Below are 26,074 nucleotides of genomic sequence, written 5' to 3' on the forward strand. Positions count from 1 at the left end.
AATACGAACTCACTGATAAGTGAGCACGGTCTCAAAAGACCAACTTCTAACAGCACAAACAACCATTTTTAACAAAAGCGTGATTCACGCCACGGGTGAGTGATGCGTAAATAAAGGAAACCAAAATGACAAATTCTCCTTTAGCCCTTATATCGCAAAAATATGGCTTCTCAGAACAAGAATTTCGAAAGACTATCATCAAAACCTGTATCAGCCATAACTTCTCTGATGAAGAATTTGCTGCTTTTATTTCGGTAGCTAATACTTATGGCCTCAATCCACTCACTAAAGAGATTTATGCTCTTCCTAAACGAGGCGGCGGCATCATCCCTGTTGTCTCTATTGATGGATGGATCAAGATCATAAAGTCAAATCCTAAATTTGACGGCATGACCTTTCAAGATCAACTCGACAATAACGGCAATCTCATTGCTATCAAATGTGCCATACGCTTGAAAGAGATTAAAGACCCCATTGAAGTCACTGAATATCTCAACGAATGCAAACAAAAAACAGATCCTTGGCAGAAATACCCTGCTCGCATGTTGCGCCATAAGGCAACCATACAATGTGCACGGTATGCCTTCGGATTTTCTGGAATCTATGAAGAAGATGAAGCTGTGCGGATTAATGAAGGAAACAACAACACACAAGAGCAACCAATTTCTCATGAAATGCTTGTACAAATCAAAAAACTCATGGAACAAACACAGACAGATGAAGCAAAAGTACTCTCTTTTGTAAAAGGACAAAGCCTCATCGATCTCTCTTATGAGAAAGCACAAATGGCTTTAGAGGGGTTGAAGAAAAAGCAATGCATGCAAATGGCTGCCGCACAACAATCCTTGCAACCACAAGAGCAAACCGATCTTCTTATACAAGATGCCGAATGCATACATATTCAAGATATTGAATCTGCACCAAGACAACAAAAACAACAAACGGCGGTGTGAGATGGAACAAAGAACAGCAGAGTGGTTTCAAGTGCGGTTGGGAAAAATCACTGCTTCTAATATTTACAACGTACTCAGTAAGACAGCAAAAGGTTTGCCGACAAGCAAATATGATGACTACAAAATCACACTCATCACAGAGCGCTTAACAGAGGAAATAAGCCCCCATTATGAAACTGAAGACATGCGATGGGGTATTGACCATGAAGAGGATGCAATCAAAGAATATGAGTTCATTTATGATACTCATGTTACAAAGTGCGGTTTTATCCAACACCCCACAATGGAGATGGCCGGTGCAAGCCCTGATGGTCTGATTGGGGATCATGGATTAATAGAGGTCAAATGTCCAAGATCAAAAACGCATATACGCTTTTTTCTCGATAACCAGATCAAGCCTGAATATCTCGCACAAATGCAATTCCAAATGGCTTGTACAGGACGTCAATGGTGTGATTTTGTGAGTTATGATCCACGCTTTACTGGCCAATCGGCGCCCTTACGGATCAAAGCAAAACGCGTACACCGTGATGAAAAACAGATCGCATATATCAATAAAGCTGTCGAAGCCTTTTTAGTAGAGATAGAACGAGACACAGAAAAGATATTAGCAAAAGCTGCTTAAAGTTATGGGGGTGCTCTCTCCTCCAAGCATCCCCGCCCTCAACAACTTTCAATCAATGCGTGCTTCACGCTACGGGTAGATTGTGTGCAAATGAAGGAAATAAACCATGGAAAAGAAATATGAATCGACTGATGAAATAAATCTCGTTTATTTACATCAATTTTTTAATTTTCTAATTGACAATGTACTATCAGTATATATATCTTCGAATCAGGTGCCTGAAAAACGCCTTAAACGAGCAGCGGATAGATTACCGAAACAATCTCTTCTCCGCACATTAAAGACTTTGACTCGTCATGCGCTTGTTGCGTATAATGATCTTGTCGGGTGTAGTTACGCTATACAATACTCTTATGGGGAAAGCGTAACGACGGACTGTTCGCCGTGTTTTTCAGCGCCCGGCACTTTTAAAAAGTGTCAATGAAAAACCTCCAATCGAACAGGAGTTCACGATGAACACTCTCATCAAAATCAAAGAACAGACTATTGATCAGGAAACTGTTCAAACTGTCAACGCACGTGAGTTGCACATATTTTTGGAAATAGGAAAACGTTTTGCTACTTGGATTACAAATCGTATTAATCAGTATGAATTTGAAGAAGGAAAAGATTTTATTTTAACGCTTCCCAAAATTGGGAAACGTCAAAATGTTATCAGCAAAGAATATCACATCACTTTAGATATGGCGAAAGAGCTTTCGATGGTTGAACGTAATGAAAAAGGACGTCAAGCCCGTCGTTATTTCATTGAGTGTGAGAAAAAGTTAAAAAATCAATTTGTTGGTTGTGAATTATTTTCTTATGAGTGTTTAAAAAAACCTGCCGGTGTTGGAGAAATCTTAGGGGTGATAATGAGACGTTTGTTGGATGCAAACGGCCTTGAAGAAGAACTTGAACACTATAAAGCCTTAATCAAAGAAGCAAAACAGGTCTTAGCAAGAACTATCGTGAAGGCTGCTTAGTTTAAAAAATTGATTTCATCTTCTCATCTTTACAGGCGGGAAGGTGGTCAATACCACACAGTCTCTAGAAATAGGATTCTAACAACCAAACAACCATTTTTAACAAAAGCGTGCTTCACGCCACAAGTGAATTGCACCCAAAATTAAGGGGAATAAACATGCCGCATCGTCCACCTACTATCACGCAACCTGCTATTGCACGTGCTTTACGAGAAGCGAAGAAACAAGGCTGCGAACTAATAGAAATCAAGCCTACGGGAGAATTATTCATTCATATCAATAAAACCATCCCACACAAAACGACAGGGAATACTTATAGTGTTGACGATTTTCCCCCACTTGAAAATGAACAAGAAGAATATAGTACCAACCAATCCTGTCCCTCTGTTGATGGTATAAAGTTTTAGTCATGCCAAAACATCGTCCACCGCACCTTGTGCGTGAATGTACACGCCATGGTAAAACTATATGGTATGTGCGTATTGGTCACGGTTCACGGTTTCGGATTCAAGGAACCTACGGAACACAGGAATTTGTTGATAATTACATGCTCGCCATCAAAAAAGCACAGAGCGGTTCTTCAAAAACCGTGAAGCGCACCAGGCTTACAGAAGGGTCTTTCGATTGGTTGTTGCATCAGTATTTGCAAAGTATGCAATGGCATAATCAATCAGAATCTACTAAAAAAGTGAAATACAGAATCCTGAGTAATGTTTCTAAACATATTGGTGATCGCGCATATAAAAGCATAGAGAAGCAACATATCCTTGACGCTGTAGATAGAAGACGCGACACCCCCGCAGCCGCAAAACACTTTTTGACTTCTTTAAACGGTCTCTTTAATTGGGCAGTTGATAATGCTCTTTTAAATAGAAATCCTGCATTTAATATAAAAGCACCAAAATCTCTTAACAACGAGGGATTGTTACCATGGCTAGAAGAGGACATAGACAAATATTATAATAGATGGGTACATGGTACACATGAGCGGGTCTGGGTTGATGTTCTTCTTTATACGGGACTGCGCCGTGGTGACGCCGTTCGTATCGGATGGAAAGATGTTAAAGATAATATCATTCATCTCAAAACAGAAAAAAGCCAATTTAAAACAGATGTCTTTCTCCCGATTTTACCAGAACTAGCAGAAACTCTTAAAATTGGTCCCGTAGGTGAAGAGACATTTATTTGCGGAAAAAGTGGGAAAAAATTTAGCAAAGAAAGCTTTGGTAATCTATTTCGCAAAGCATGTAATGCAGCGGATATTAAAAAATCAGCGCACGGATTAAGAAAATTAGCAGCAACACGTGCTGCCAATGCTGGTGCTACGGTTTCACAAATGAAAGCGCTTTTTGGCTGGACAGAAGATAAAATGGCATCCCTTTATACCAAAACAGCCGATAGAAAACGTCTAGCAATAGAAGCAATCAAAAAGCTTCAAAAAGGTTAAGACAATGGACAGAAGCTAAAAAAACAAATCAAAGTGGCGTTTGAGTAGCATCAGAAACAAGAGGAGAAATAGGCGGTTGTACCTGTTGCATTGTTTGCCATAAATTATAGTTTGTTTGCATATCCAACCAAAACTTTGCTTTACTAAAACCAGCTAATTCTAATTTAACAGCAAGCTCGGTACTCATAGAAGCATGTCCGTTAATCACTCTTGATAAAGAGGCTCTTGTCATATGGAGATGGTCAGCTAATTTTTGTATTGTTATCCCCATTTCTTCCAAGAAAGCTACTTTTAGAACTTCGCCCGGGTGCGCGGGGTTATGCATCATTTTTTCATTCCTTTCATCAATGGTAATCTTGATAATCAACAAGCTCAACGTCTGTTCCGATAAAGCGAAAGGTAATACGCCAATTTCCATTCACCCATATAGAATAGTATCCTGCGAGTTTACCTTTAAGAGGGTGCATTTTAAAAGCAGGCGCTTTCAACATTTCAGGCGTGGTAGCACTCGTTAAGGCCGTTAAGATAACGCGTAATTTTTTACATGATCTGATCGAATAGCTTTTATCGAACCTGTTGTATAAAATAATTCCAAGCCCTTATGTTTGAAACTTACAATTGCCATTAGCACCCCTAACGTATATCGCCACTATACGATTAATAAAAATAAGATCAAGTACCATACTGACAAATCTTGCTTCATATTTGGATAAAATGGTTGAGAATAAGCTATTAAAAAGTTCGGGATAGACAGGAAAATAAGTTAAAAGAATCAATGGAATCAAAATTCCCTCACCTTTATATAAGTTATTGATTACATATAAATATAACGCTCCCACCCCCTCCGCCACTGTAGCTTGCCAGCAGGTTTTGCACTATTTGCCACCTAGTTTTGCACCAATTTATTTTTTTTCACAGGGTTTTTTAAGGGGTTCTAAAAGGGTCTTCAAAGATCATTTAAAGACTCTTTGAATGAGTCTTTTTTTTCTGTTAAAAATCACGATTTGAGATGATCAGTTTTTTTGCCACAATCACATGATTTGATACCTACAGTTTGTAAGATCATGAGTGCATGAGCACCATAAAATTTTGTATAATTTGTATCGTATTTTGTAAAAACTACCTCCTTTTCAAAGGATTTTCATTTTTTCAAAGGGCTCTCAAAGGGTCTTCAAAGGCCTTACAAAGGTTATTTAAAGACCCTTTAAATGAGTCTTTTTTTTCTGTTAAAAATCACAATTTGAGATGATCAGTTCTTTGGCAGGAGTCGCACGATTTAAACCACATGTGTAAGATGTTGTGACCTCTTTTATCTGAAATTGACTAAAGGTTTTTCGGATCTCTGGCACATCATTGAGTGAAAGAAGAAACTTCCCCTTTAATTGCGCAAGGAGCGCAGACATGGTCTGGTAATCCTCCCGCTTAAACAAATCCTTTCCATAATAGGGCTCAACGCCAAAATAAGGTGGATCAAGATAAAAAAACACCTGTGGACGATCATAGCGAAGAATAAAGTCAGACCAATTTAAATGTTCAATGGTGACCGTGGATAAACGACGGTAAATAAGCTTTAACAAGGCTTCAAGTTTCAAAGGATTAAACTGTGCAGTGCAGTGAGGATCAACTCTAAACCTACGATTGGTTACCTGACCACCAAAACTCAAACGCTGCAGATAGAAAAATCGTACAGCCCTCTCTAAATCCGTAAGGGTTTTGGGATCTTGTAAAGAGAAGTGTTGAAATACTTCACGGCTGCTAATCTGGAACTTTAACAAATCCGTAAATGGCTGATAATGGCGTTGCAACACCCGAAAAAAATTCACCACATCACCTGAACGATCATTGATCACTTCATATAAAGGTTTCAATTTTCGTCTAAAGAATATTCCTCCCATGCCAACAAAAGGTTCTGCATAAGTTTTATGAGGAATGCTTTCAATGATTCTGATAAGGGTTTTAGACAACTTGATTTTACCACCAATATAAGCACTAGCTGGTGTGATAGGATCAACAGATTTTAATGTTTCAGCATAAAGTGTATCCATACTTTTTTAACTTCTTCCATACATGATAGCCGCCTTCTCATTGCTTCAAGTGATAAGAAGTGGCTGCGATGTTATGTGTTTTGGCATCGGACGGGTGTGTCGCTAAACTATCCCCGTTGGCTGGGTAACCAGCCCAGCCTCTATTTATTGTGTCTCTCCTCCCTTTTGTTTGGTGCTTCCAGTGTAATTTCTGTGGTGTATCCGCTTGATTTCTCATAGCGATGGGTGACGGTTGCGGCTTTCCATGAACCATTGATTTCGCTGCGGAACCCCTGTAGCAAAAGAGGTTGATCGGCCATGATTTCTGGATAACCCTCAAGGGTCAAAGAACCACTCCCCACAGCACGGCAAAGTCGGTCTGATTCTGATGCCGCTGCTGCTAACGCCTCTTCCTTGCAGGTATAACAAGTCCGCAGACGACGCACAGGTCCGCTAACCCCTGTCTTATGTTTGACTTGGTATTGCTGCCCTTTTGAGCGATCAAAATAAGAAGCTTCCACCACACCGTATTGCGTGCGTGGCTCCAACGTGAATTCCCAACTGGAACAGTCGTGCTTATGAAGTTCGAGTGCTGGTAAATTGTCTCCGCTTAAAAATAAAAACTTATTGTCCTTGATCAAAAAACGTGCCTGCATGTGGTCAGCAAGGCGGGTTCGCAGATTGATCTGTACGAATCACAAAGGCAAAGCTTGTTTGGTCAACTGGGGACTGATCTTTGCTTGATAGCCATGGCGCTTGGCGAGTGTCTCAACAATCTCACCAATGGTTCTGTGATCAAAATGTTCACTAGCTTGTTCTTTGAGTTCCTTACGCATCGAGGCGCTTTTGCCACAAAGGCGTAAAATCTCTCCTTCACTGCCGCCTGAACTTACAACCGATTCAACAACAAAACGCCCCATAAACGCACTGATGATGTTCTCATAGCCAAAGATCACCTGTAGAGTGCTGTTGCTGGCCGGAACACTTAAATCATGACCGCTATCGTCAAATTCTGCTTCAAATGTATCGGCTTCATTACCGGCATTATCAGTGATGGTTGCCGTTAAAAGACGCTGGTAAAAAACTTCATGAACAGGTCTGTCTCCCACCTTAACCACAATAAAAGGGTATGTACGCATTAATCCCATAGCCGCTTCACCATGCTTTGGGGATTAGACAACACAAATTCAGGAAGTATCACACGCAATCCACGTGGCAAAAGCACACCATATTTGGCAATCTCTGGATTGGCCTCCAATGTGGCTTCTAAATAACCTTTTAAAGCTCCCACGCGAGAGCGATCCCCTAACACAGCCATGGCATGGTGAAAGCAGATGAGGTCTAAGCTCATATCCTCTAGCTCTACAACAATGTGCTTTTCTGCTATCTTCATTGGCATTGTCCCATCTGATATTGCCCCATCTGATACTGTCCTTGAGGTTTTCCCCCATCAAAAAAGGGCAAGAGACTAATGGAATAGCGGAGACGCTGAGATTGGCCAGAGCGGCTGATATAATCATGGTCTTTACTAATACTGGTGAGCACCACGCAGCCATGCATAATGGCGCTATAGGTGGTATCATTGATCCAACGGATCATCGCAACGGGTTTGGCTGCTCGAATCGTTTGGGTAATGGCATCTATCGCTTCACGGTCGCCAAACTCTTCTGGAAACAAAACCCCATGGATGGTTTTGGGATCATTACCATAGCCGGTAAATTGCAAACCAGGTGCCTTGCCAAAACGCTCCATAGAGATCCAGGAGGCAGAAAACTCTTCTTCAAAGGATTGGAAATTCAACCAGTCCACATAAAATTGATGTGGTCCTAACATCATCAAAGGATCTCTCATAGGCTCCCTCCCCTCATTCTGTTCCCCCATGCAGGGCATTGGCACGTGCACGTTGAATGGCGTGACTTACCGCACGACCAGTGGCAATAGGATCACGCGCACCATTGACATGCACCGTAACATTTTGATTGTGGGTGGTGGTGGAGCGGTCTTTGTCCCTTATCCCTGTGTCAGGAGCCTGTTTGTGATGGCTTCCCGCAAATTGCACAATCGGTTGAATGGCTGTTTTGCCCCCAAGCCAACTTGGCAAATGGAAAAGGTCCGATAAATCAATCGACCCAATCCATGTCTTGATGCGGCGGGGCAAGGATGTAAAAAAATCGCTCAACCCCGTGATGGAGGCCATAAAACCATCGACAATCCAATTGGCCAAGTCCTCCCCCGCCTGTTCCATACCGGCTTTGGCATCCTCAGAGAGCTTTTCTTGAGCAAAAAAACTAACCAACCATTGCCAAAAGTTGGAAAGGCTTTGTTTAAACCCATCCCACACATTGCCAAACCACCTGCCAACAGCGTTAAGTCCTTGTTTGAATTTTTGCCAAGCTTGAGAGAAATCAAAAGCAGCGGCAATAATATTTTTCCACTTGGTGATGGTTGCGGTATCAGCACCAAAAAAGCGCATGACGGCTTCAAAGGCACGACTAAGAGCGCGTGTTATTCCCCGTGCAAAGCCTTTGACAAAGGAAGAGAAACGATCCCAATATTTCCACAAAGCAAAGCAAGCGGTAAGGATCACAGCCACAACAGCAGCAATCAGAGCCCCTATCGGGGTAAAAACAGCACCAACTACAGAGGCAATGCCAGCCCCAACCACTTCTATCGCTGTCCCTATCGAACCAAAAGAGGCGGCGAATGCAGAACCAGAGACCATAAGCCCCCGAAACGTAGCCACCAGTAAAGTTATCGGCCGTAAAAGACGCAGTGATCTCCCACCAAGCCCTGCCGCCATTATTCCCAGTGAGCGACCTGAAGCCGCTAACCCTCGCCAATTTGCCTTAAGACCACGACTGAGTGCTCCAAGCTTGATAAAAGAGCTGATCAACTGCAGAAACCCAAGACGTGTACCAGCCATGGTAAAACGCAACACACGCAGAGCAATATTAAAAGCCATCAGGGCGGCAATGGTTTTGATGATAGCGCTTGTTAAAGTGGGATGGGCATTCGCCCATGTCATCAACCCATTGGTAAAATTGCCAACACTTTTCATCAAACTGTTGACAGGGGGCAATAAAACTTCACCAATGGTAATCCCCAACGCCACGATACGGTTTTGCAAAAGTTCAAATTGCCTCATCGCACCGGTTGCTTGTTTGTCCGCCTCTTGCTCCACCGAGCCTTTAAAGACTTTTGGATCTCTCACAAACTCTAGAGCTTGCCATAACAATTCGGGATTGCCGACCAATTTGGCAAAATCACCGGTAAAATCGCGTCCAGCGATGGCAATCAGGGAACGCATACCCTGTTCTGATTTGCCCAAAACATCAAAAAAGCGAACCAAGGTACCGGTCGCATCTTTATCGAGATCTTCCATGAATTTTTCACGGGATAGCCCGATATTGGTAAAAGCATCTTCAATATGCTTGCCTCCCGCCTGAATACGAGCACTGATTGCGTTAAAGCCACGCGCTGCGCTTTCTGGAACAATACCAGCGGAAATCATTGCTGTACCAAACGCCGCTGTTTCACGCGCCGTGAGTTTAAACATGGTTGCCGCACCGGTGGCACGATTGGTAAAATCGGAAACCTCACTGGCCTTGGCGGCCATATGATTGGAGAGATGATTGATGGCATCACCTAAAGCCTCAATACCTTCCTGATTGAGTTTAAAGACATTGCGCAATTTAGCAAAGCGCTCCCCAATCTGATCCCCCGTCATATCAAAAGCCACTGCAGCTTTAGCAGCATAAACGCTAAAAGCTTCTAGATCTTGCTCGCCGACGCCGGCTTGGCTGGCACTGGTCATCAGCTCCAAAACTTCACGTGCCGCTAGCGGAATCTTGGTGGAGGTTTCCAAAGCAAAACGGCGCAATGCTTTTAAGCGCTCAAGGGGCGCATCCAGAACCTTTTCCAATCCTTTCATCGATTGGTCAAATTGCATGGCTTTATAGAGAGGGGCAATCAAGGTTGCTGTTTGCGCAATGGCACCCACCATGCGCCCACGTGCTTGATTGAAAGCATTTTCCGCATTTGCTGTTGCCTCCCTCAGATGCTCAGGGTCAAACCAATTTTTAAAGTGCTGCCTTGTCTTGTTTTGGAAATGCGCAACATCTGAACTAAAGGCTGCAAGATCCCGCTTGGCAGAAGCTATCCCCTCTTGCAGATGATTAACAAAACGCACAACAAGGGAAACATCCATGAGAGTATTTTATCCTAACTGATGGCTTTCATATTCTAGGGCTTTAAGGCGTGCTAATTCGCTGCGATAGGAAATCACATCCCGCCAATCCATCTGGTTAATTTCTGAAGGCGCCCAGTGATAATAAAGCGCTAGTTCTGCTCCAAATTGTCCGGCATAAAGGATTGGCGTTGCGTAAAAAAAGCAAAAAAAACCTTGAAGACAGCAATAGTATCAACAAAATCAAGACGATCAATCAGTTCAATGGAATAATAGTACTAAGGCCAGCCTATTTTTTGATATCACAGCGGAATCTAACAGTTAAATTTAGGCTGGATATGCAAAATGCTTACAATGTTAGTGCATTATAAGCAGAAAAAGCAGACTAATTTATCAAAATTAATAAATTTGAATGCACAGATTAATCCTTAATCATATTTAACCTCAACATTAAAGAATTATATTATAACCTCGTCAGAGATTGAAATTCATCTCATAAGAGATTTATATTCTTTAATCCTTTTCCTATGTGCCGAAACAGAGAATTCTTGATCATCTGCGAGAGTTAAGTTCTTATGAGCTCTTTCAAAAAGATTTTGGCCTTTTTTATTGATGGCTTCATGTAAAGCCTCTGGATTTTCCTCTACATATTGCTTGATACGCCTGTCACAGTGTGCGTGTTTGTAAAAGCTGGGTGGGAGATATTTATCTACCTTATTAGAAGATAAAGGAATACCCTCTTTACATAAATCACCATTAATATTATCGATGTGCATTTTCAGTAACTTAGGATATTCGAGATAAAGTTTTTTGGCTAAAGCCAAACTAACAATTCCACTTCCAGAGGAGTGTTTTTGAATATTCATTTCCGCCATGGAAAAATGACAACCAGGTAACTGAGAATCTTCAATAGCTGATTTGCTCGTTACCGCTAGCATTTGTGCTGCTGGATTTCTAAAGTTTGTGGTTTCAAGCAATACCAAGGATTTCCTGCTAGAAAAGTCTCGATAATCTATTACCGCAAAATGGGCGTCTTCACCCTCTGTTCCAACTAGAAACCTAGCAGATTCAGCTCCACTGTCCACAACTTTTTTCATCTTTTCAACAAGGCCTTGAGGAGTCATAGCAAGGTGAATGTTCATAGCTGCATCCCGATCATTTGCTTTCTCGACTAGAGCAGGCATCATTGTAATATCTGTATGTACATAAACCTTTCTAGTAAAACTACCATCGGCGATGTCCTTCTCTAAATCTTCAATAATGCTTTTTAATGCTCTATTACTGAACATGCTACTTGTTTTTTTTTCGTGTTCACTAGCCTCTAAACGTGCAAGAAGACTTTCTAAAGGTTCATTTGCGAGATCATTTTCTTTTAATGCAGCACTTGCTTGGTTAGTTTGATTTTTTGACTTTGGCATAATTAACCTCCACACTAATAACTAGCACAAGATAATCGTTTTACATTTTGGTTAAACAATGTATTATCTTAACCACCTTCCCACTTGTGAGGAAAGAATGTTTTTTAACTTCAACAGATTTCTCTACAATTTTTGCTAAAACCCGCTTTGCTTTTCCAATTAAAGTTTTATATTTTCTGTGTTCTTTATCTACTCTAAAAGCACCAACAAGACGCATATGAATAGAACCGAAAAGATACAAAGTCTTTTCATTGGAGAACGTTCCTTTCCAATAGCTTAGTAAATCAAAACGTGTATCACAGCCATTATCAATTGATTGGCTTTTAAATTTTTCTCAAATGTAAGCACCATCTTTGATACGTTTCAATTGGGCTGATATCACTTCAGTAATTTACTTTTCAGCAGAGTGCTCAACCTGCTTTGCTTAGGTATTGAAAGCATTACGCAAATCCCAATTAAAGCTGGTACTTGTAGACTAGTAAAAATATTTTTTATCTGTTGCCACTCAATAAACATCCTCTAAAAGTGGCTAAATAAAACGAGAAATGCTGCTTAGAGAATTGCGCAAAGAATCTAAAAAAGAGGCATTCATTACAGTGAACCTCCTGATGCAGACGAAGAATCACATCATTGGGTAACTTTTGGAAATAGAACAACCGTTTTAAATTTGGTGAATTAACGCCAATTTACGTAAAAATAATAAAAAAGCAGTTGTGAGTATAAATTATCATCTCAAACGCTTTTGATTTTTTGTTTCAAAAACATATCGATAATGGTGAGAAGATCTAAATATGGAATATGCCTATCAAGTGAAATTGGAAGCTGATCCAGATGGCGGTTTTATGATAACATTTCCGGATGTATTAGAAGCAATTACAGCTGAAGAAAATTGAGCTGAAACGTTAAAAAATGCTCTGGAAGCTTTAGGGTTGGCATTATGTAGCTTATCTTATGCGTGATTTATCTTTACCTATACCGCAGCAATAGTAAAGACCTTATAGCGGTAATGATAAATGCATGGAATGCTCTTAAGCTAGCAGTGACAGAAGCTTTTAATAAAGCTAATATACAAAAACAGAATTGGTTAATCATTTAGGTAAAAAGAAACAGAAGCGAGACGCATTCTTGATCCAAATTATCCGACTAAACTTCAAACACTGGAGTAAGCATTAATAGTTTTTGGCAAACAGATCATTATTGCAATCAAGGATGTAGCTTAATCTCCTTTCCTCCTTTGCAGGCGAGAAGGGAATTCATGTTTCTTTAAAACTAAGCGGCTTTCACTACAGAGCTTTCTAAAACCCATTTTGCTTCATCAATTAAGGCTTTATATTTTCTGTTCTCTTCATCTATTCTAAAGGTATCAACAAGACGCACATGAATAGGACCATAAAAGATACAAAGCCTTTTCACCAGGGCGCATACCCTTTTCTGATTTACCAAAAACATCAAAAAAGCGAACCAAGGTACCGATGGCATCTTTATCAAGATCTTCCATGAATTTTTCACGGGATAGCCCGATATTGGTAAAAGCATCTTCAATATGCTTTCCTTCCGCCTGAATACGGGCACTGATTGCATTAAAACCACGCGCTACGCTTTCTGGAACAATACCAGCAGAAATCATTGCTGTACCAAACGCCGCTGTTTCACGCGCCGTGAGTTTAAACATGGTTGCCGCACCGGTGGCACGATTGGTAAAATCGGAAACCTCACTGGCCTTGGCGGCCATATGATTGGAGAGATGATTGATGGCATCGCCTAAAGCCTCAATACCTTCCTGATTGAGTTTAAAGACATTGCGCAATTTAGCAAAGCGCTCCCCAATCTGATCCCCCGTCATATCAAAATCCACCACAGCTTTAGCAGCATAAACGCTAAAAGCTTCTAGATCTTGCTCGCCGATTCCGGCTCGGCTGACACTGGTCATCAGCTCCAAAACTTCACGTGCCGCTAGCGGAATCTTGGTGGAGGTTTCCAAAGCAAAACGGCGCAATGTTTTTAAGCAATCAAGGGGAGATTATTTGATCATGTTTGATTGATTTTGAAGCAAGCTGTTTGTTTATTTGATTTTTTCAAAGGGGATTCAAAGGTTGTTTTATGGGCTTTCAAAGCCTTTTCTCATTTTTATTATTAAATCGCTCTTTTTTGAAATTTTAGATATTAAAATCCATTTTGACAAAACGCGCATTTAATAGTAAAAGTTGTATATAAAAGCAAATAATTATCATATATTTCTATTTAATCTCACATCTTCCTACTTAGTATAAAATATAATGAGAAATTACAGTTAACTTATTGTTCTCGTATCTAGATGAAGCTTTAAAAACTTCCTCTATTTCTTCAATGCACAACAGTGTATAATGAAATAATTACTACAAATTGAAAACAGAAAGACATTTAAATTCTCCTTCTTTTGATAGAAAAATAAAAAACGCGAGACAAAGATCTCGCGTTATTTCTCTATTTCAAAGAATCGATAATCATCCTAGTTTCTAGCTTTTAAGCTTGTTTTTCACATACTATGAATTGTTATCATCTTTTATGGCAAATGATGATGCCTGTACAGTTATTTTTTTTGGTTTTAATTCAGCTGGCATTTCTCTTTTAAGCTGAATATGAAGAAGGCCATCGCCAAGCTCTGCTCCAATAACCTTAACATGATCAGCTAAATGAAAACGCCGCTCAAAAGCACGCGAAGCAATGCCTCGATAAAGAAATTCTCGTTCTTTATCATCATTTTCAGGATTTTTCTCACCCTTAACGATCAGTTGATTGCAATGCGTTTCTATATCGATTTCATTTTGAGAAAAACCAGCAACAGCCATAGAAATTCTATAAGAATCTTCAGCTAAACGTTCAATGTTATAGGGTGGATAAGAAGAAACATCATCGGGCTGTGTCCTGGAATCAAACCAGTTTAAAAGATGATCAAAACCTACTGTTGAACGATAAAATGGTGAAAAATCTACTTGACGCATAATATTGCCCTCCTTTAGAGCGACTATAATTAATTGATTCACGAAGCTCCCAAGTGGCAAACTTAACCCGTGAACCAGCGGCCCCAGAATGGCAACCGCATTATTTATTTGGTAATTATTCTATCCTATTTCAACTCTTTTGTGCTTGAATTTATAACAATACAGAAAAACAACATAACCGTTTCTTAACCCTTTTTCATCATTAAATAAACGTCTGTTCTCTCGTTATCTTACTTTGCAATAAGTCGCAAAATACACTGTAAAGGATGTCAATTGGAAATACCTCTTTGTCTCACAGAATGGGGTTCCATTCCTCTTAGTATCCGTAGTAGCTACCTTAAAGTAGCCATGGATCGTGAAATTCGTTTTGCAATAACATATCCCGAAAGAGAAAAATCTAAGGGAACAGTTGTTATTCTCGAAAGCTATGCAAATGCTATAGAAGAATATTTGTTACCAATGAATAAAATTTCTCAACGTGGTTTTTATACAGCAATATTTGACTGGTTTGGTCGAGAAAAATCGCAATTCAATACAAAAAAACAAAATCGACATCATTATTTTGATATTAATAGTGATATTAATGATTTATATGAATTTCTTAAAAATATTGTTTATACTGACTGCCCTCCACCTTATTACATGCTAACTTATGGCATAGGTGGTTTGATAGCACTTAGTGGATTGGATCTCATTAACCATCAGTTTAATAGAATGCTTTGCGTTTCTCCCCTTTTTTCTCCGTTGGGCAATAAAGCGAATGGTTTTCAACATAAATTAACACAACTTCTTTCTGATATAGGTCTTGGATTCTTACCAGCTAAAGGTAGGAAAAAACTCAAACAAACAAAACAAAAAAATGTGCAATTTTGGTGCACTCATAAAGCACCGTTCCCCTCTATCAAGCCCCCAACATCCCAATGGATGGCATCAGTACTTAATGCAATTGATTCTATGAAAAAAAATATACTTCATGGGCATTTACAAATCCCAACACTGTTTATTCTCGCCAATCAAAACAATATTGCGAACAACATTGAAGTGCGACAATTATGCCAACGCACACGCCTGACAGATAGTATCACCATCACGGGTGCTGAACTTGATACAATCATGCATGAAGAAGATTATAAAAAACAATTTTGGGCTGCATTTGACGCATTTATTCCTATTGATACACCTATAAGTTAACATTTCTTAGTAAAATCATAATTTAATACGATAAAGAGATAGGATATTTATTTTTAAAATAATAATATGGACAATTTTATTTAAGAATAGCTCTTTTATATAATGGAATTTCTTAACGATATTTCTGTAACGCAATTGAGAACGAGAAAATTTAATTTCAAACTTGGAAATAAAATGGTTAATTGCGGAGTAATTCATAAGAATTAATGCAGTTTGCAAAAATAAAAATGACTGTCATACAAATGTTAATGCAATATGAAAAACGTCAAAACTATATTTTTAGTGTATTGTCAAGAAACTTTGTTCTTAATTTATGGCATAAAAAAATAATAATAAATCTTGTCTGTTCAGGATAAATGCTTTACAGAACGAAATCAATGCGTTTACAAGGTATGTCTAAAAACTGCATGAAAAATAAACAGCGGCAAAAAATCAATGTTGCCGTATAATTTCTCAAAAACAGCAATAATATAATGCCTCTCTCATGTTCTAATATAAATAGTCTCTAAGGAAAAATGTTCTTATGCGTCCTTCAATGGAGATCTAGCTAGAATGAAAAAAATTAAAAAGAAGAAAAAACTGATATTAATTGCGTTTAGAACATTCACACATCGCTTCCTTCTTTTCATATCACATACGTTTTAAATTTAACCAACTCACAACTAATATGCCGTATTCTTGAAAATAAGATAAGAATTAACCATTTTGCCATTCGTTCCAATTATGAGCATTTTATCATCTTTTTTATAAATACTCTGTATTGTATAATTGATGTGGCAAAAACTCTGACGAATGGAGCTATTGGAACATAATTATGAAACGAATCCTACTCGCAGAAGATGATAATGATATGCGTCGCTTTCTAGCGAAAGCTTTAGAACGTGCCGGCTACGAAGTCGCTGATTTCGATAATGGTGCTAGCGCATATGAACGTTTACAAGAAGAGCCATTTTCCCTTCTTCTTACTGATATTGTGATGCCAGAAATGGATGGTATTGAATTGGCACGGCGCGCTACTGAAATTGATCCCGATTTACGGGTGATGTTTATTACAGGCTTTGCAGCAGTAGCACTCAATTCAAACAGTGATGCTCCTCCTGATGCAAAAGTGCTTTCTAAACCGTTTCACCTGCGTGAACTCGTGAATGAGATTGAAAAAATACTTATAGCTGCTTAAAAGGGTATTTTTCTAAGTTATTCGAGCCTGATTAAATAGAAAATTAAATTAGGCGTTGACGTTTGTAATTCTATGTGGTGTATGCAACGTTATCAAATGGGCGTGTAGCTCAGCGGGAGAGCACTACGTTGACATCGTAGGGGTCACAGGTTCAATCCCTGTCACGCCCACCATTTGGCTTTATGCCACAAATAGATTATTGGTTTTGTATACCTCTTAAAGGTATAAAATGTGTAGGTAACGAGTTAGAGAAGAGAGTTTTCCAGCACTCACTCCGTAATGTGCATTTTTTCTAGCTTCCTTTAATAATTCTTCGATTTCTGCTAAACTTTCTTATGAGAGAACACTTCAAGATTCTGGTAGGCATGCCGATAATTTCACAGCTCAATAAATAAAAAAGTTTATTATTTTAAATAACCTTACGAAAGGTATCAGATTTTTTTCTCAAAAGTGCCGTTGTTTTCTAATCTAACTATCGCTCTATGATTCTTTTTCTCATTATTATTAGAGAAAACCTTCTACCAAAATATTTAGGCATAACAATACACTACAGTCACTTTACAATAAATGTTAAAAAAATAGAAAATCATGATAAAAATTAGATTTTTCATCAGAATCACATGCCTACTGAAATTTAAAAACAGGTAATAACTACTTTAGAACACATGAGTAGAAGTGATTCAGATCTCACTTGCATAACATTTTAATATATAATTAAGGAAGAATTTTTATCCTTTAATTTTTAAATAGGTATTTTTTATTTTGCTTGAATGAGTAGAAACACTTTAAATTGTTTCATCTAAGATAAAATATTCATTTGTAGGAAAGACAAAAAATAATTTCGCTAAAGAAAGTTTTGAAGCGATCGGTTTCATGAATCGTGTAATCAGGGAAGAAATTAAAAATCAGCAAATGAATCGAAAAGCTAACAACAACACCTGCCACTAACGTAAGTGCCACAGCGTTGCAACTTACAGCATTTTTTTAGTTGGACAGAAATACACTTCTTTCTCACAAAAAGGGCTGATAGACAACAATTTGCAACAGAAAAAATCAATAGAATCAAAAGAAAAAAGGTTTCCAATTTTTTACATGTCTATTGATTGTGCTAAAACATGGCGATCCCGACAGGATTCGAACCTGTGACCCACGGCTTAGAAGGCCGTTGCTCTATCCAACTGAGCTACGGGACCAATTGATTTTTTCTCAATTCACAATAACATTCTTAATTCAATGCGTCCAAGGCTGATATCTATCACTGCGAAAATTATCAGAATAAGAAACGACACGCCGAATCGACTTATGTGCTTTCTCTACACGATAAGGAATACCATTCCTACAAGCAAAGGCGACTGCCTCTTCCTGCCTACCAAACCGGATTTTTATCTGACTCCTCATATCAGACACTGCCGTATATCCCATAAGAGGCTCAAGCATTTTTGTTTGTAACGGCTCGTATTCCAAAATCCAAAAATCAGCATTTCTCCTACCTGACTGCATAGCTGTCTTCGCAGGATTATAAATACGTGCAATCATAACTGGCTTCCTTCAAACTATTAAAACGCTTGAATGACCATTTCTCACTACATGCACTCAATCGGGCCATTCTTTCACACAAAAACAAACATGGTCGGAGCGATAGGATTCGAACCTACGACCCCCTGATCCCAAATCAGGTGCGCTACCAAGCTGCGCTACGCTCCGCTGTTTACACTCATTAACGCACAATCCCTAAAATTTTCATGACAGAAGTGCAAGAGGAAAACACACTTTTTTTTAATTTTCTTGCTTTTCTTTACAAGAAAAAACTTTTTTAAATTCCCTTTTTTGCTAAATAACACATTTCATTGACAGCAATTAAGAAAATAATATCCACAAGAAAAAACATCCCCACGCTAACAATAAACTAATTCCTCTAATTAAAATCCTACAATTCTCATACTACTTTAAGAAAAATTTTAATATTAAAAACACCTAAGCGAATATAATTTTCGTGACAGAAATATTCCGAGCAGCACAAAAATTTCAATGCTATAAAGATTCAACATCATCATTTTTTCATATAAAATCTAATAGGACTTATGAGGAAAATGATCTGGCATTCTGTCACTTCCTCCTCCCAATTGCTTTTATTTTTAAAATCCTATTCTCTCCTACAACACTAATGTAGAAACTAAAAAACAGACACTTCTCTTAATAGGAAAAAGAAAAAAATTTCTCTTCTCTAAAATCATTTTCAAATGTTTAAATACGCTTGCACAAACGAGAAAAAACGCAACGTCATAAATTATAAATCTCAAAACCAATCAAATAACGTATTAAGCATATTATAAGAAGAAAGATTCATTGTACGAAAAAGGAGTAAATGAAAACATACTGCTTATTTACTCTTGACAGGTATTGAAAAACAGAAAATTTAAATAAACATATTTCTACCCGCACATTATAACAATAATAAAACACAGGCATTTTTTATTGAACAATTTGTGCCATATTCAAAAAATATTCACTGTATTTGCATGTTAAGGACTTCACTAATAACGGCACGCGTTACTCTACTTTTTCTTTGTAATGCTAGGCGGTCAACAGAATCAATAACACGTTTTAATGAAAATAAAGAACGTTCACAACGGCTTACAAGATAGCGAACAATGTCTGGATGAACAATAATCTGCCTATCAGAAAAAAGTTTAAAAGCAACCGCTGTTAACAGTGCATCATCAGGTTGATTGATTACAACCAACATAACCGAATTAAGACGACTTTTTAAATCATTTAACTTTAAATTCCACGCTGAGGGTATTGTACGTGCAGTTATCAACAAAGTAGCTTTAAATGTATCGAGATTGGCTTGCTTAACGCTATTAATCAAGTGAAAAAGCCCTGTCTCACTAATTCCACCCGAATCAATATCCTCAATTAAAAATGATCTTCCTGAAGAAGCAACAGTAACAGCCTGATCAATTTCATTACGATGCAGACTTAAAGCATCAACTTTCTGTGCCCATATGCTAGAAAAGTGTGTTTTTCCAGATCCTTCTTTTCCTACCAAAACTGCAATAGGTAAAATCCAGTTTGGCCAATTATCAATGAGTTGGAAAGCCATACGATTGCTTTCCGTTACCACCAAGTCATCAAATTGGAAAACTGGGTTATAAGGAAAATTTAAGGGTAATTGCGTTTCACGCCTATTCATTCTAGCGACCCCGAATTTTTATCTCGCGAATACATCTGAGAATTAAGATAAGTATGAATAGCAAAACGAACCAAAACACCAACAGCCGCCGCCGCAGGGATAGCAACAAGCATACCAGTAAAACCAAAGAGTGTAGAAAAAGCAAAAAGTGCAAACATCAACCATACCGGATGTAGTCCCACTGATGACCCCACAAATTTTGGTTGAAGAATATAGCCTTCAATAAATTGACCAACTAAAAAGAGGATCATAACAACAACGATCCACCCCCAATTATTTGGGTAGAACTGGACCCATGCAATTCCAACAGAGAGGATAAAACCACTCATCGTACCGATATAAGGCACAAAGCTGATAAGTCCAATAAACATACCAATCAAAAGACCAAAATTAAGCCCCGTGATGGTCAGACCAATAGCATAATATCCACCCAATATTAAACAAACTGTTCCTTGTCCACGAACAAAGCCAGCGATAGCTCTATCCATTTCATGAAAAATACTGCGGACAGTTTCAAGATGATCTCGCGGTATTAACGAATCAATTGCTGCAACCATACGTGGCCAATCTAATAACATATAAAATGCCACTACAGGTGCTACAACAAATAAGCTAACAAGATTAACGATAGATTTTCCTGATTTTAAAAGTGAATTCAAAAGAGATGTAATAAAATCAGAACTTTTTCCCAAAAGTCCTTTAATATTACTTTGTAATTCACTTGGATCACTATCAAAATAACGCCTGACCCAATCAAAATCATGCTCAACAAAAAAAGTTTGAATACGATTAATGTAAACAGGTAAACCATTACTTACAAATTGCTGTATTTGCCAACTGATAATAGGAATTAAAATGATTAAAGCAGCAACAAAAACAATGACAATAAACAAAGTAATAAGGATAGTACCAAAAACACGACGAATACCAAATTTTTCAAGCAATTGAACAATGGGATTAAGAAAATAAGCCAATACAATTCCAGCTACGAAAGGAAGCAAAATAGATTCAAAAACAAACATAAAAAAAATGAAAAAAGCCAATGTACTAAGCCAGAAAAAAATTTGCCTTTTCATATTATTAGGTAAAGGTACTTGGGTATAAGCTGGTACATAAGTCTTATAACGGCCACGCGATCCATCCTCACGCACTTTCTTTTTCATAAGCTGCCAAGAAGACTGTTCGTGATTATCTAATATTTTATTCATAAAATGTCCTAAAAAAACTTTTCACAAAGAATATAAACTTCTTCAACATAGGACACAAGCAAAGTTGCTTATTTTCTTAAAATCGTAATATCAATATCTCTTGCAGAGATAACTCTCTCATGGCATTGCATAACATCAAAACCTGATTTTCCATAAGGAAGGCTCCAATGAGCAATAAAGATATTATAAACGATAAATTCAAGTGTGGTCTTACCTACGCAAAAACCGGTGTAAACATCGATAAGGGTAATGCCATGGTAGAAAAAATTAAACCCTTTATACGCTCGACAAAGCGAGCAGGAGCAGATGCCGAAATTGGCGGCTTTGGTGGCCTTTTTGATTTAAAAGCAGCAGGATTCACAGATCCCATTCTCGTAGCGGCAAATGATGGCGTGGGAACAAAATTAAAAATTGCCATTGAAGTAGGTGTCCATGATACTGTTGGTATTGATCTCGTAGCTATGTGCATCAATGATTTACTCGTACAAGGCGCTGAGCCCCTCTTTTTTCTAGATTATTTTGCAACGGGTAAACTTGATCCTGAACAAGGTGCTGCAATCGTTTCTGGTATTGCTGAAGGATGTAAACAAGCAGGTGCAGCCCTTATTGGGGGAGAAACCGCAGAAATGCCTGGTATGTATGCAGAAGGAGATTATGATTTAGCAGGTTTTGCTGTAGGAGCATGCGAACGCAACGCACTACTCCCTTCAAAAGATATTAAAGAATACGACATCATTTTAGGTCTTAGCGCATCTGGAGTTCATTCTAACGGCTTTTCTCTCGTGAGACGAATTATTCAACAAAGTAATCTAAAATGGCAAGATCCCGCCCCTTTTAATTCTAAAACAAGCCTTGGTACAGCATTACTCACACCAACACGCATTTATGTAAAATCGCTCCTTCCCATTATGCGAAATTACCAAGGAATCAAAGCTCTTGCCCATATCACGGGTGGAGGATTTACTGAAAACATTCCACGGATACTTCCATCTTCTCTCTGCGCTGAAATAAATCTTTCTACCATTCATGTTCCACCCGTCTTTTCATGGATTGCCAAACAAGGTAGAATAGAAGAAACAGAAATGCTACGGACATTTAATTGCGGCATTGGTATGGTTATTATCGTAGCACAACACGCGGTTGAAAAAGTTACGCAAGCACTTGAAATACAAGGAGAAACCGTTATCCCCCTCGGTATTTTGACAAAACGCCAAGATAAAGGAATACTCTATAAAGGTGTGCTTCACTTATGAAAAAGCAAATTGTTGTTTTTATTTCTGGCAACGGATCCAATATGGTTGCCCTTGCCAAAGCCTGCAAACAAAAGGAATACCCTGCTGAAATCGTTGCAGTTATTTGCGATAATCCTCATGCTGCTGGCATTGAAAAGGCTCATCACGATAACTTGCCTGTTCATGTTGTCGATCGAAAAAGTTACCCAACAAAGGAATCACATGAAGAATCTATCTTCACAGTTTTAGCTCAATATCAACCGGATCTTCTCTGCTTTGCTGGTTATATGCGCCTCATCTCACCGCATTTTGTAAAACTTTACGAAGGGCAAATTTTAAACATTCACCCTTCCCTTTTACCTTCATTTAAAGGTTTAAACACGCACGAAAGGGTTTTACAAGCAGGCGTTAAAATCACTGGTTGCACTGTTCATCTTGTGGCAGAAGAAATGGATGCGGGAAAGATTCTCGCTCAAGCGGCTGTTCGAGTTTGTTCCAATGATACCGCTGATAGCTTAGCAAAAAGAGTCCTTAAAGCCGAACATGAACTCTATCCCAAGGCCTTAAAAGCGTTTATTGAAGGAAACAGTAAAATAATAGATACTCAACAACGGCTTTTATCCTTTTGAGTATGTCAATCATCGCTTTTCAACATTGCATCCCAATTTTCCTTCACCTCCTCTATTATGAAGTTTTCACATGACAGAATCTTATTAGCTTAGCAAATATTTTTATGAGGAACGTATGATCCTTTTTTAAATTTCTAATATTCAATTCCCAAATTATTTTTACTTATTTGCTTCACTGATTTTACGCATTATCTTATTTATTTTTTCAAAATATTCTAAATTTTCGTTTAAAAAATCTTAAAATGAACAATTTTTCTATCGGATAAATTTTCATTTTATTTTGAAAGTATTTCTTTAACTGTTTGAGATAACTGTTTGAGTGTAAAAGGTTTAGATAAAAATCCAAAAACAGCATCTTGAGGAAGATTTTTAGCAAATGCATCTTTTGCATACCCAGAAACAAAAAGAAATTTGATACCAGAATAATTTTTACATACTTCCTTGAACAAAGTTGGTCCATCCATTTCTGGCATCACCACATCGGAAACAATAATATCAACAGCCCCACTTTTTTCCTTAAGAATGTTGAGCGCTTCTACTCCACTTGCAGCCTCTAAAACAGTATACCCTCTCATTTGAAGCGCTCTTATCCCACCCATTCTGACAGCATCTTCATCTTCTACCAACAAAACAGTCGCAGATCCTGTTAAGTCTGTATTTTTTTCTTGCTCTTTACCTTTTTCAATCTGCGGGGAAATTTCTAGGTTATTAGGAGAAATATAACGGGGAAGAAAAATATGAAATGTTGCACCTTCCTTCTCTCTACTATCACAATAAATATAACCACCTGTCTGTTTTATAATTCCATAAACCATCGATAAACCAAGTCCAGTTCCTTTTCCAACTTCTTTTGTTGTAAAAAATGGTTCAAACATTTTTTCTTGTATAGCAGATGATATACCAGTCCCTGTATCTGAAATGGTTAATTGTACATACTCACCAATTCCAAAACCAACATGATCAAATTCAGCACTTTGTTGTTTTGTAATGTTATTCGTCGCAATCGTAACAACACCTCCATCTGGCATAGCATCACGCGCATTAATAACCAAATTCATAATCACACGCTGGAAAGATGCTTGATCGATTTCGACGCTCCACAAATCTCTACCATGAATAATTTTTAACTGAATATTATTTCCTAAAAGGGGTAAAATAAGGTTGCGAATATCTGATAAAAATTCTGTAAAATCAACCTGTTCAGGGCGAAGTGTTTGTTTTCTAGAAAAAGCTAATAGTTGCTGCACAAGTGCTGCTGCACGATTAGCATTATTTTTGATATTGATAAGATCAGCATGTGCGGGATCAGAACTACGATGTGTATTTAAAAGAAGATCACATGACATCAAAATTGCTGTTAAGACATTATTAAAATCATGAGCAATACCACCAGCTAATTGCCCAATAGCTTGCATTTTTTGACTTTGCACCATTTTATCTTCAAGTGTTTTTTGTTCTGTTGTTTCTATAACAGAGATAATGACGAAATCTCTTAAGACATCATCATAATATGGCTTTATAGACATAACATGGAGACGCAAATGACGTTCTTCATTATTTTCTAAAACAGTTTCTATCGAAACTGTATAATCTTTATTTTTCATAATTTTCTGAAACGCATGCTCTAACTGCGTACAATCACGGTGCGATATAACATCATAAAGATTAATAGTTTTACCCATACATCCCATAAGTGATGAAAAGGCATTATTCATATGAATCGATTGTCCTTTCTGATCCACCACGGCTATTGCAAAGGGACTCGCATCAAAATACTCTACCAATGCACTAGGTAATCTTAATTGATCATCGCTCTCTCTCTTTTGTATTTGCTGTGGGATTATCACAATACGATAAATAGCGTCATCTTCTAAGAGAGAAGAAGCACACATAAAACAATTCAATATTTTCTTATCAACAGTCTCTGAATTTAAACATAATGAAAACGTATAAGGCAAAGAATAACCTGAACGTTGATATTTGTTGCTTTGCAAACAAATATCACTCCATGCATTGTTAGCTCCAACGCTATTAAATAATTGATCAAAACTATACTGACCAACAGTAAAATTTGCCAAATCAATTGAAAACCATTCAGCAAAAATTGCATTTGCATAAAGAATCATCCCTTGTGCATTAACAGATAAAAAACCAACAGGCACCTGATCTAAGTGATTGATAGCTTCTTGAAGATTTGAGAAAAAAACTTCACGACATTCCTGTAAATGGGAAATATCAGCAATACGCCAAAATAAAAGCTTTTTACCCCGCTTTTTGATCGGTTGAACGGAGATGTTATACCAAAAGGGTTTTTTTTGTATAGAATGAGAAAAAATCGATTGTTCCACTCTCAATTCTTCTTGTGCAGCAAGATCACTACATGCCGCAACCTTTAAACGATAAGAAAGCACCTCAGCCCCTGGAAGATCAGCAATAACTGCATAACAAGAGGACTGAGTCTTATAGGTAAGAATTTTTCGATAATTTTGATTAGAATAATAAACAAAACCAGATAAATTAGAGACTATAATCGCATCATCAGTATTATCAAATATACTAAAATCGAATTCATCACACAACTGTGCCGCATTGTATCTTAAAAACCCCATTGCACTCAGGACAAGCGCCGTAACTCCTATAACTGCTAAAGCAAAAAAAGATACCAATCCAGCCTTTTGCAAATAGCCCTGAGGATAAAAAAGATTCAGGGTACCCAAAATGAAAAGAAAAGCTACTATAAAAACAACACCAAGAATCATACTTCTTCGGTATGCAGAAGAAGAAAATGCCCCCTCGCTATTCTCAAAACCTTTATCCATCTCACTTTGCCTTGATTATAGTTGTT

The 26,074-nt window shown here is 38.1% G+C and carries 21 protein-coding genes, 3 tRNA genes and 4 pseudogenes; 11 read left to right on the forward strand and 17 right to left on the reverse strand.

Going from position 1 to position 26,074, the window contains the following annotated elements; translation table 11 throughout:
• Nucleotides 1-125: 125 nt before the first annotated feature.
• The 6 genes from bet (at nt 126) to V4P57_RS04745 (ending at nt 3,987) form a co-directional block, all read left to right on the forward strand.
• Complete coding sequence (gene bet / locus V4P57_RS04720) at nt 126-953, forward strand: phage recombination protein Bet (protein ID WP_455466431.1); 828 nt, start codon at nt 126-128, stop codon at nt 951-953.
• A 1-nt stretch (nt 954) separates the two neighbouring features.
• Nucleotides 955-1,578: a lambda exonuclease family protein gene (locus tag V4P57_RS04725; protein WP_455466933.1), complete on the forward strand. Its 624-nt coding sequence runs from the start codon at nt 955-957 to the stop codon at nt 1,576-1,578.
• 106 nt (nt 1,579-1,684) lie between these two features.
• A complete protein-coding gene (locus V4P57_RS04730) occupies nt 1,685-2,002 on the forward strand; it encodes a hypothetical protein (RefSeq protein WP_455466934.1) in 318 nt (105 codons plus the stop codon).
• 28 nt (nt 2,003-2,030) lie between these two features.
• Nucleotides 2,031-2,540, forward strand: coding sequence for an antA/AntB antirepressor family protein (locus tag V4P57_RS04735; protein WP_455466935.1), 510 nt, complete (start codon nt 2,031-2,033; stop codon nt 2,538-2,540).
• A gap of 158 nt (nt 2,541-2,698) precedes the next feature.
• The gene (locus tag V4P57_RS04740) at nt 2,699-2,947 is read left to right on the forward strand and encodes a hypothetical protein (RefSeq protein WP_455466936.1); all 249 of its coding nucleotides are present in this window, start codon (nt 2,699-2,701) and stop codon (nt 2,945-2,947) included.
• Between the two features lie 2 nt (nt 2,948-2,949).
• Nucleotides 2,950-3,987 carry a tyrosine-type recombinase/integrase gene (locus tag V4P57_RS04745; RefSeq protein ID WP_455465469.1) on the forward strand — a complete coding sequence of 346 codons (1,038 nt, stop codon included), beginning with the start codon at nt 2,950-2,952 and terminating at the stop codon, nt 3,985-3,987.
• Nucleotides 3,988-4,015: 28 nt separating this feature from the next.
• Here the strand turns inward: V4P57_RS04745 and V4P57_RS04750 are convergent, their stop codons facing one another.
• The 11 genes and pseudogenes from V4P57_RS04750 to V4P57_RS04800 form a co-directional block, all read right to left on the reverse strand.
• Nucleotides 4,016-4,315 (reverse strand): HigA family addiction module antitoxin, encoded by a 300-nt coding sequence (locus V4P57_RS04750; RefSeq protein WP_455465470.1) that lies wholly within the window; start codon nt 4,313-4,315, stop codon nt 4,016-4,018.
• A gap of 16 nt (nt 4,316-4,331) precedes the next feature.
• Nucleotides 4,332-4,612 (reverse strand): annotated as a pseudogene (locus V4P57_RS04755) (type II toxin-antitoxin system RelE/ParE family toxin).
• 601 nt (nt 4,613-5,213) lie between these two features.
• Nucleotides 5,214-6,032 (reverse strand): DNA adenine methylase, encoded by an 819-nt coding sequence (locus tag V4P57_RS04760; protein WP_455465471.1) that lies wholly within the window; start codon nt 6,030-6,032, stop codon nt 5,214-5,216.
• A gap of 140 nt (nt 6,033-6,172) precedes the next feature.
• Nucleotides 6,173-7,150, reverse strand: a pseudogene (locus V4P57_RS04765) (phage late control D family protein).
• Nucleotides 7,150-7,404, reverse strand: coding sequence for a tail protein X (locus V4P57_RS04770; protein ID WP_455465472.1), 255 nt, complete (start codon nt 7,402-7,404; stop codon nt 7,150-7,152). The pseudogene V4P57_RS04765 and the gene V4P57_RS04770 overlap by 1 nt, the downstream one beginning before the upstream one ends.
• Entirely contained in the window at nt 7,401-7,862 is a 462-nt protein-coding gene (locus V4P57_RS04775) for a phage tail protein (protein ID WP_455465473.1), read from the reverse strand. Before V4P57_RS04775 ends, V4P57_RS04770 begins: the two co-directional genes overlap by 4 nt.
• A 13-nt stretch (nt 7,863-7,875) precedes the next feature.
• Nucleotides 7,876-10,218, reverse strand: coding sequence for a phage tail tape measure protein (locus V4P57_RS04780; protein WP_455465474.1), 2,343 nt, complete (start codon nt 10,216-10,218; stop codon nt 7,876-7,878).
• Nucleotides 10,219-10,685: 467 nt separating this feature from the next.
• Nucleotides 10,686-11,615 (reverse strand): YopJ/AvrA family T3SS effector serine/threonine acetyltransferase, encoded by a 930-nt coding sequence (locus tag V4P57_RS04785; protein ID WP_455465475.1) that lies wholly within the window; start codon nt 11,613-11,615, stop codon nt 10,686-10,688.
• A 1,269-nt stretch (nt 11,616-12,884) separates the two neighbouring features.
• A pseudogene (locus V4P57_RS04790) lies at nt 12,885-13,044 on the reverse strand (phage antirepressor Ant); the annotation flags it as partial.
• A pseudogene (locus tag V4P57_RS04795) lies at nt 13,033-13,629 on the reverse strand (phage tail tape measure protein); the annotation flags it as partial. The pseudogenes V4P57_RS04795 and V4P57_RS04790, both read right to left, overlap by 12 nt.
• Nucleotides 13,630-14,137: 508 nt before the next feature.
• Nucleotides 14,138-14,596 (reverse strand): Hsp20 family protein, encoded by a 459-nt coding sequence (locus V4P57_RS04800; protein WP_455465476.1) that lies wholly within the window; start codon nt 14,594-14,596, stop codon nt 14,138-14,140.
• Nucleotides 14,597-14,869: 273 nt separating this feature from the next.
• On the opposite strand from V4P57_RS04800, the gene V4P57_RS04805 reads away from it, so the two are divergent.
• From V4P57_RS04805 to V4P57_RS04815, 3 genes are all read left to right on the forward strand, one after another.
• Nucleotides 14,870-15,787: a serine aminopeptidase domain-containing protein gene (locus V4P57_RS04805; protein WP_455465477.1), complete on the forward strand. Its 918-nt coding sequence runs from the start codon at nt 14,870-14,872 to the stop codon at nt 15,785-15,787.
• Between the two features lie 814 nt (nt 15,788-16,601).
• Nucleotides 16,602-16,964 carry a cell cycle two-component system response regulator CpdR gene (gene cpdR, locus V4P57_RS04810; RefSeq protein ID WP_317993347.1) on the forward strand — a complete coding sequence of 121 codons (363 nt, stop codon included), beginning with the start codon at nt 16,602-16,604 and terminating at the stop codon, nt 16,962-16,964.
• A gap of 98 nt (nt 16,965-17,062) precedes the next feature.
• Nucleotides 17,063-17,137: transfer RNA gene (locus tag V4P57_RS04815), tRNA-Val, on the forward strand.
• A gap of 943 nt (nt 17,138-18,080) precedes the next feature.
• Here V4P57_RS04815 and V4P57_RS04820 read toward each other — a convergent pair.
• The 5 genes from V4P57_RS04820 to V4P57_RS04840 all read right to left on the reverse strand — a co-directional run bounded on the left by V4P57_RS04820 (nt 18,081) and on the right by V4P57_RS04840 (nt 21,368).
• Nucleotides 18,081-18,157, reverse strand: a tRNA-Arg gene (locus tag V4P57_RS04820).
• 37 nt (nt 18,158-18,194) lie between these two features.
• The gene (locus V4P57_RS04825; protein ID WP_455465478.1) at nt 18,195-18,500 is read right to left on the reverse strand and encodes an ETC complex I subunit; all 306 of its coding nucleotides are present in this window, start codon (nt 18,498-18,500) and stop codon (nt 18,195-18,197) included.
• 91 nt (nt 18,501-18,591) lie between these two features.
• Nucleotides 18,592-18,668: transfer RNA gene (locus V4P57_RS04830), tRNA-Pro, on the reverse strand.
• Between the two features lie 802 nt (nt 18,669-19,470).
• Nucleotides 19,471-20,160 (reverse strand): DnaA regulatory inactivator HdaA, encoded by a 690-nt coding sequence (gene hdaA, locus V4P57_RS04835; RefSeq protein WP_455465479.1) that lies wholly within the window; start codon nt 20,158-20,160, stop codon nt 19,471-19,473.
• Nucleotides 20,157-21,368, reverse strand: coding sequence for an AI-2E family transporter (locus V4P57_RS04840; protein ID WP_455465480.1), 1,212 nt, complete (start codon nt 21,366-21,368; stop codon nt 20,157-20,159). Before V4P57_RS04840 ends, hdaA begins: the two co-directional genes overlap by 4 nt.
• A gap of 167 nt (nt 21,369-21,535) precedes the next feature.
• On the opposite strand from V4P57_RS04840, the gene purM reads away from it, so the two are divergent.
• Both purM and purN read left to right on the forward strand, forming a co-directional pair.
• Complete coding sequence (purM, locus tag V4P57_RS04845) at nt 21,536-22,621, forward strand: phosphoribosylformylglycinamidine cyclo-ligase (protein ID WP_455465481.1); 1,086 nt, start codon at nt 21,536-21,538, stop codon at nt 22,619-22,621.
• Nucleotides 22,618-23,229, forward strand: coding sequence for a phosphoribosylglycinamide formyltransferase (gene purN / locus V4P57_RS04850; RefSeq protein WP_455465482.1), 612 nt, complete (start codon nt 22,618-22,620; stop codon nt 23,227-23,229). The genes purM and purN overlap by 4 nt, the downstream gene beginning before the upstream one ends.
• Before the next feature lie 275 nt (nt 23,230-23,504).
• On the opposite strand, the gene V4P57_RS04855 is transcribed toward purN, so the two are convergent.
• Nucleotides 23,505-26,048 (reverse strand): response regulator, encoded by a 2,544-nt coding sequence (locus tag V4P57_RS04855; protein ID WP_455465483.1) that lies wholly within the window; start codon nt 26,046-26,048, stop codon nt 23,505-23,507.
• Nucleotides 26,049-26,074 lie beyond the last annotated feature (26 nt).

It is taken from the genome of Bartonella sp. B39, from assembly GCF_053795145.1.

Bases quoted from the DNA above. Each gene is read 5' to 3' on its own strand.
- purN (WP_455465482.1), top strand. From the start codon at position 22,618: ATGAAAAAGCAAATTGTTGTTTTTATTTCTGGCAACGGATCCAATATG.
- V4P57_RS04730 (WP_455466934.1), top strand. From the start codon at position 1,685: ATGGAAAAGAAATATGAATCGACTGATGAAATAAATCTCGTTTATTTA.
- V4P57_RS04750 (WP_455465470.1), bottom strand. From the start codon at position 4,315: ATGATGCATAACCCCGCGCACCCGGGCGAAGTTCTAAAAGTAGCTTTC.
- V4P57_RS04725 (WP_455466933.1), top strand. From the start codon at position 955: ATGGAACAAAGAACAGCAGAGTGGTTTCAAGTGCGGTTGGGAAAAATC.
- V4P57_RS04740 (WP_455466936.1), top strand. From the start codon at position 2,699: ATGCCGCATCGTCCACCTACTATCACGCAACCTGCTATTGCACGTGCT.
- V4P57_RS04785 (WP_455465475.1), bottom strand. From the start codon at position 11,615: ATGCCAAAGTCAAAAAATCAAACTAACCAAGCAAGTGCTGCATTAAAA.
- V4P57_RS04745 (WP_455465469.1), top strand. From the start codon at position 2,950: ATGCCAAAACATCGTCCACCGCACCTTGTGCGTGAATGTACACGCCAT.
- cpdR (WP_317993347.1), top strand. From the start codon at position 16,602: ATGAAACGAATCCTACTCGCAGAAGATGATAATGATATGCGTCGCTTT.
- V4P57_RS04825 (WP_455465478.1), bottom strand. From the start codon at position 18,500: ATGATTGCACGTATTTATAATCCTGCGAAGACAGCTATGCAGTCAGGT.
- V4P57_RS04735 (WP_455466935.1), top strand. From the start codon at position 2,031: ATGAACACTCTCATCAAAATCAAAGAACAGACTATTGATCAGGAAACT.
- V4P57_RS04775 (WP_455465473.1), bottom strand. From the start codon at position 7,862: ATGAGAGATCCTTTGATGATGTTAGGACCACATCAATTTTATGTGGAC.
- V4P57_RS04855 (WP_455465483.1), bottom strand. From the start codon at position 26,048: ATGGATAAAGGTTTTGAGAATAGCGAGGGGGCATTTTCTTCTTCTGCA.
- V4P57_RS04770 (WP_455465472.1), bottom strand. From the start codon at position 7,404: ATGAAGATAGCAGAAAAGCACATTGTTGTAGAGCTAGAGGATATGAGC.
- hdaA (WP_455465479.1), bottom strand. From the start codon at position 20,160: ATGAATAGGCGTGAAACGCAATTACCCTTAAATTTTCCTTATAACCCA.
- V4P57_RS04760 (WP_455465471.1), bottom strand. From the start codon at position 6,032: ATGGATACACTTTATGCTGAAACATTAAAATCTGTTGATCCTATCACA.
- V4P57_RS04840 (WP_455465480.1), bottom strand. From the start codon at position 21,368: ATGAATAAAATATTAGATAATCACGAACAGTCTTCTTGGCAGCTTATG.
- V4P57_RS04800 (WP_455465476.1), bottom strand. From the start codon at position 14,596: ATGCGTCAAGTAGATTTTTCACCATTTTATCGTTCAACAGTAGGTTTT.
- purM (WP_455465481.1), top strand. From the start codon at position 21,536: ATGAGCAATAAAGATATTATAAACGATAAATTCAAGTGTGGTCTTACC.
- V4P57_RS04780 (WP_455465474.1), bottom strand. From the start codon at position 10,218: ATGGATGTTTCCCTTGTTGTGCGTTTTGTTAATCATCTGCAAGAGGGG.
- bet (WP_455466431.1), top strand. From the start codon at position 126: ATGACAAATTCTCCTTTAGCCCTTATATCGCAAAAATATGGCTTCTCA.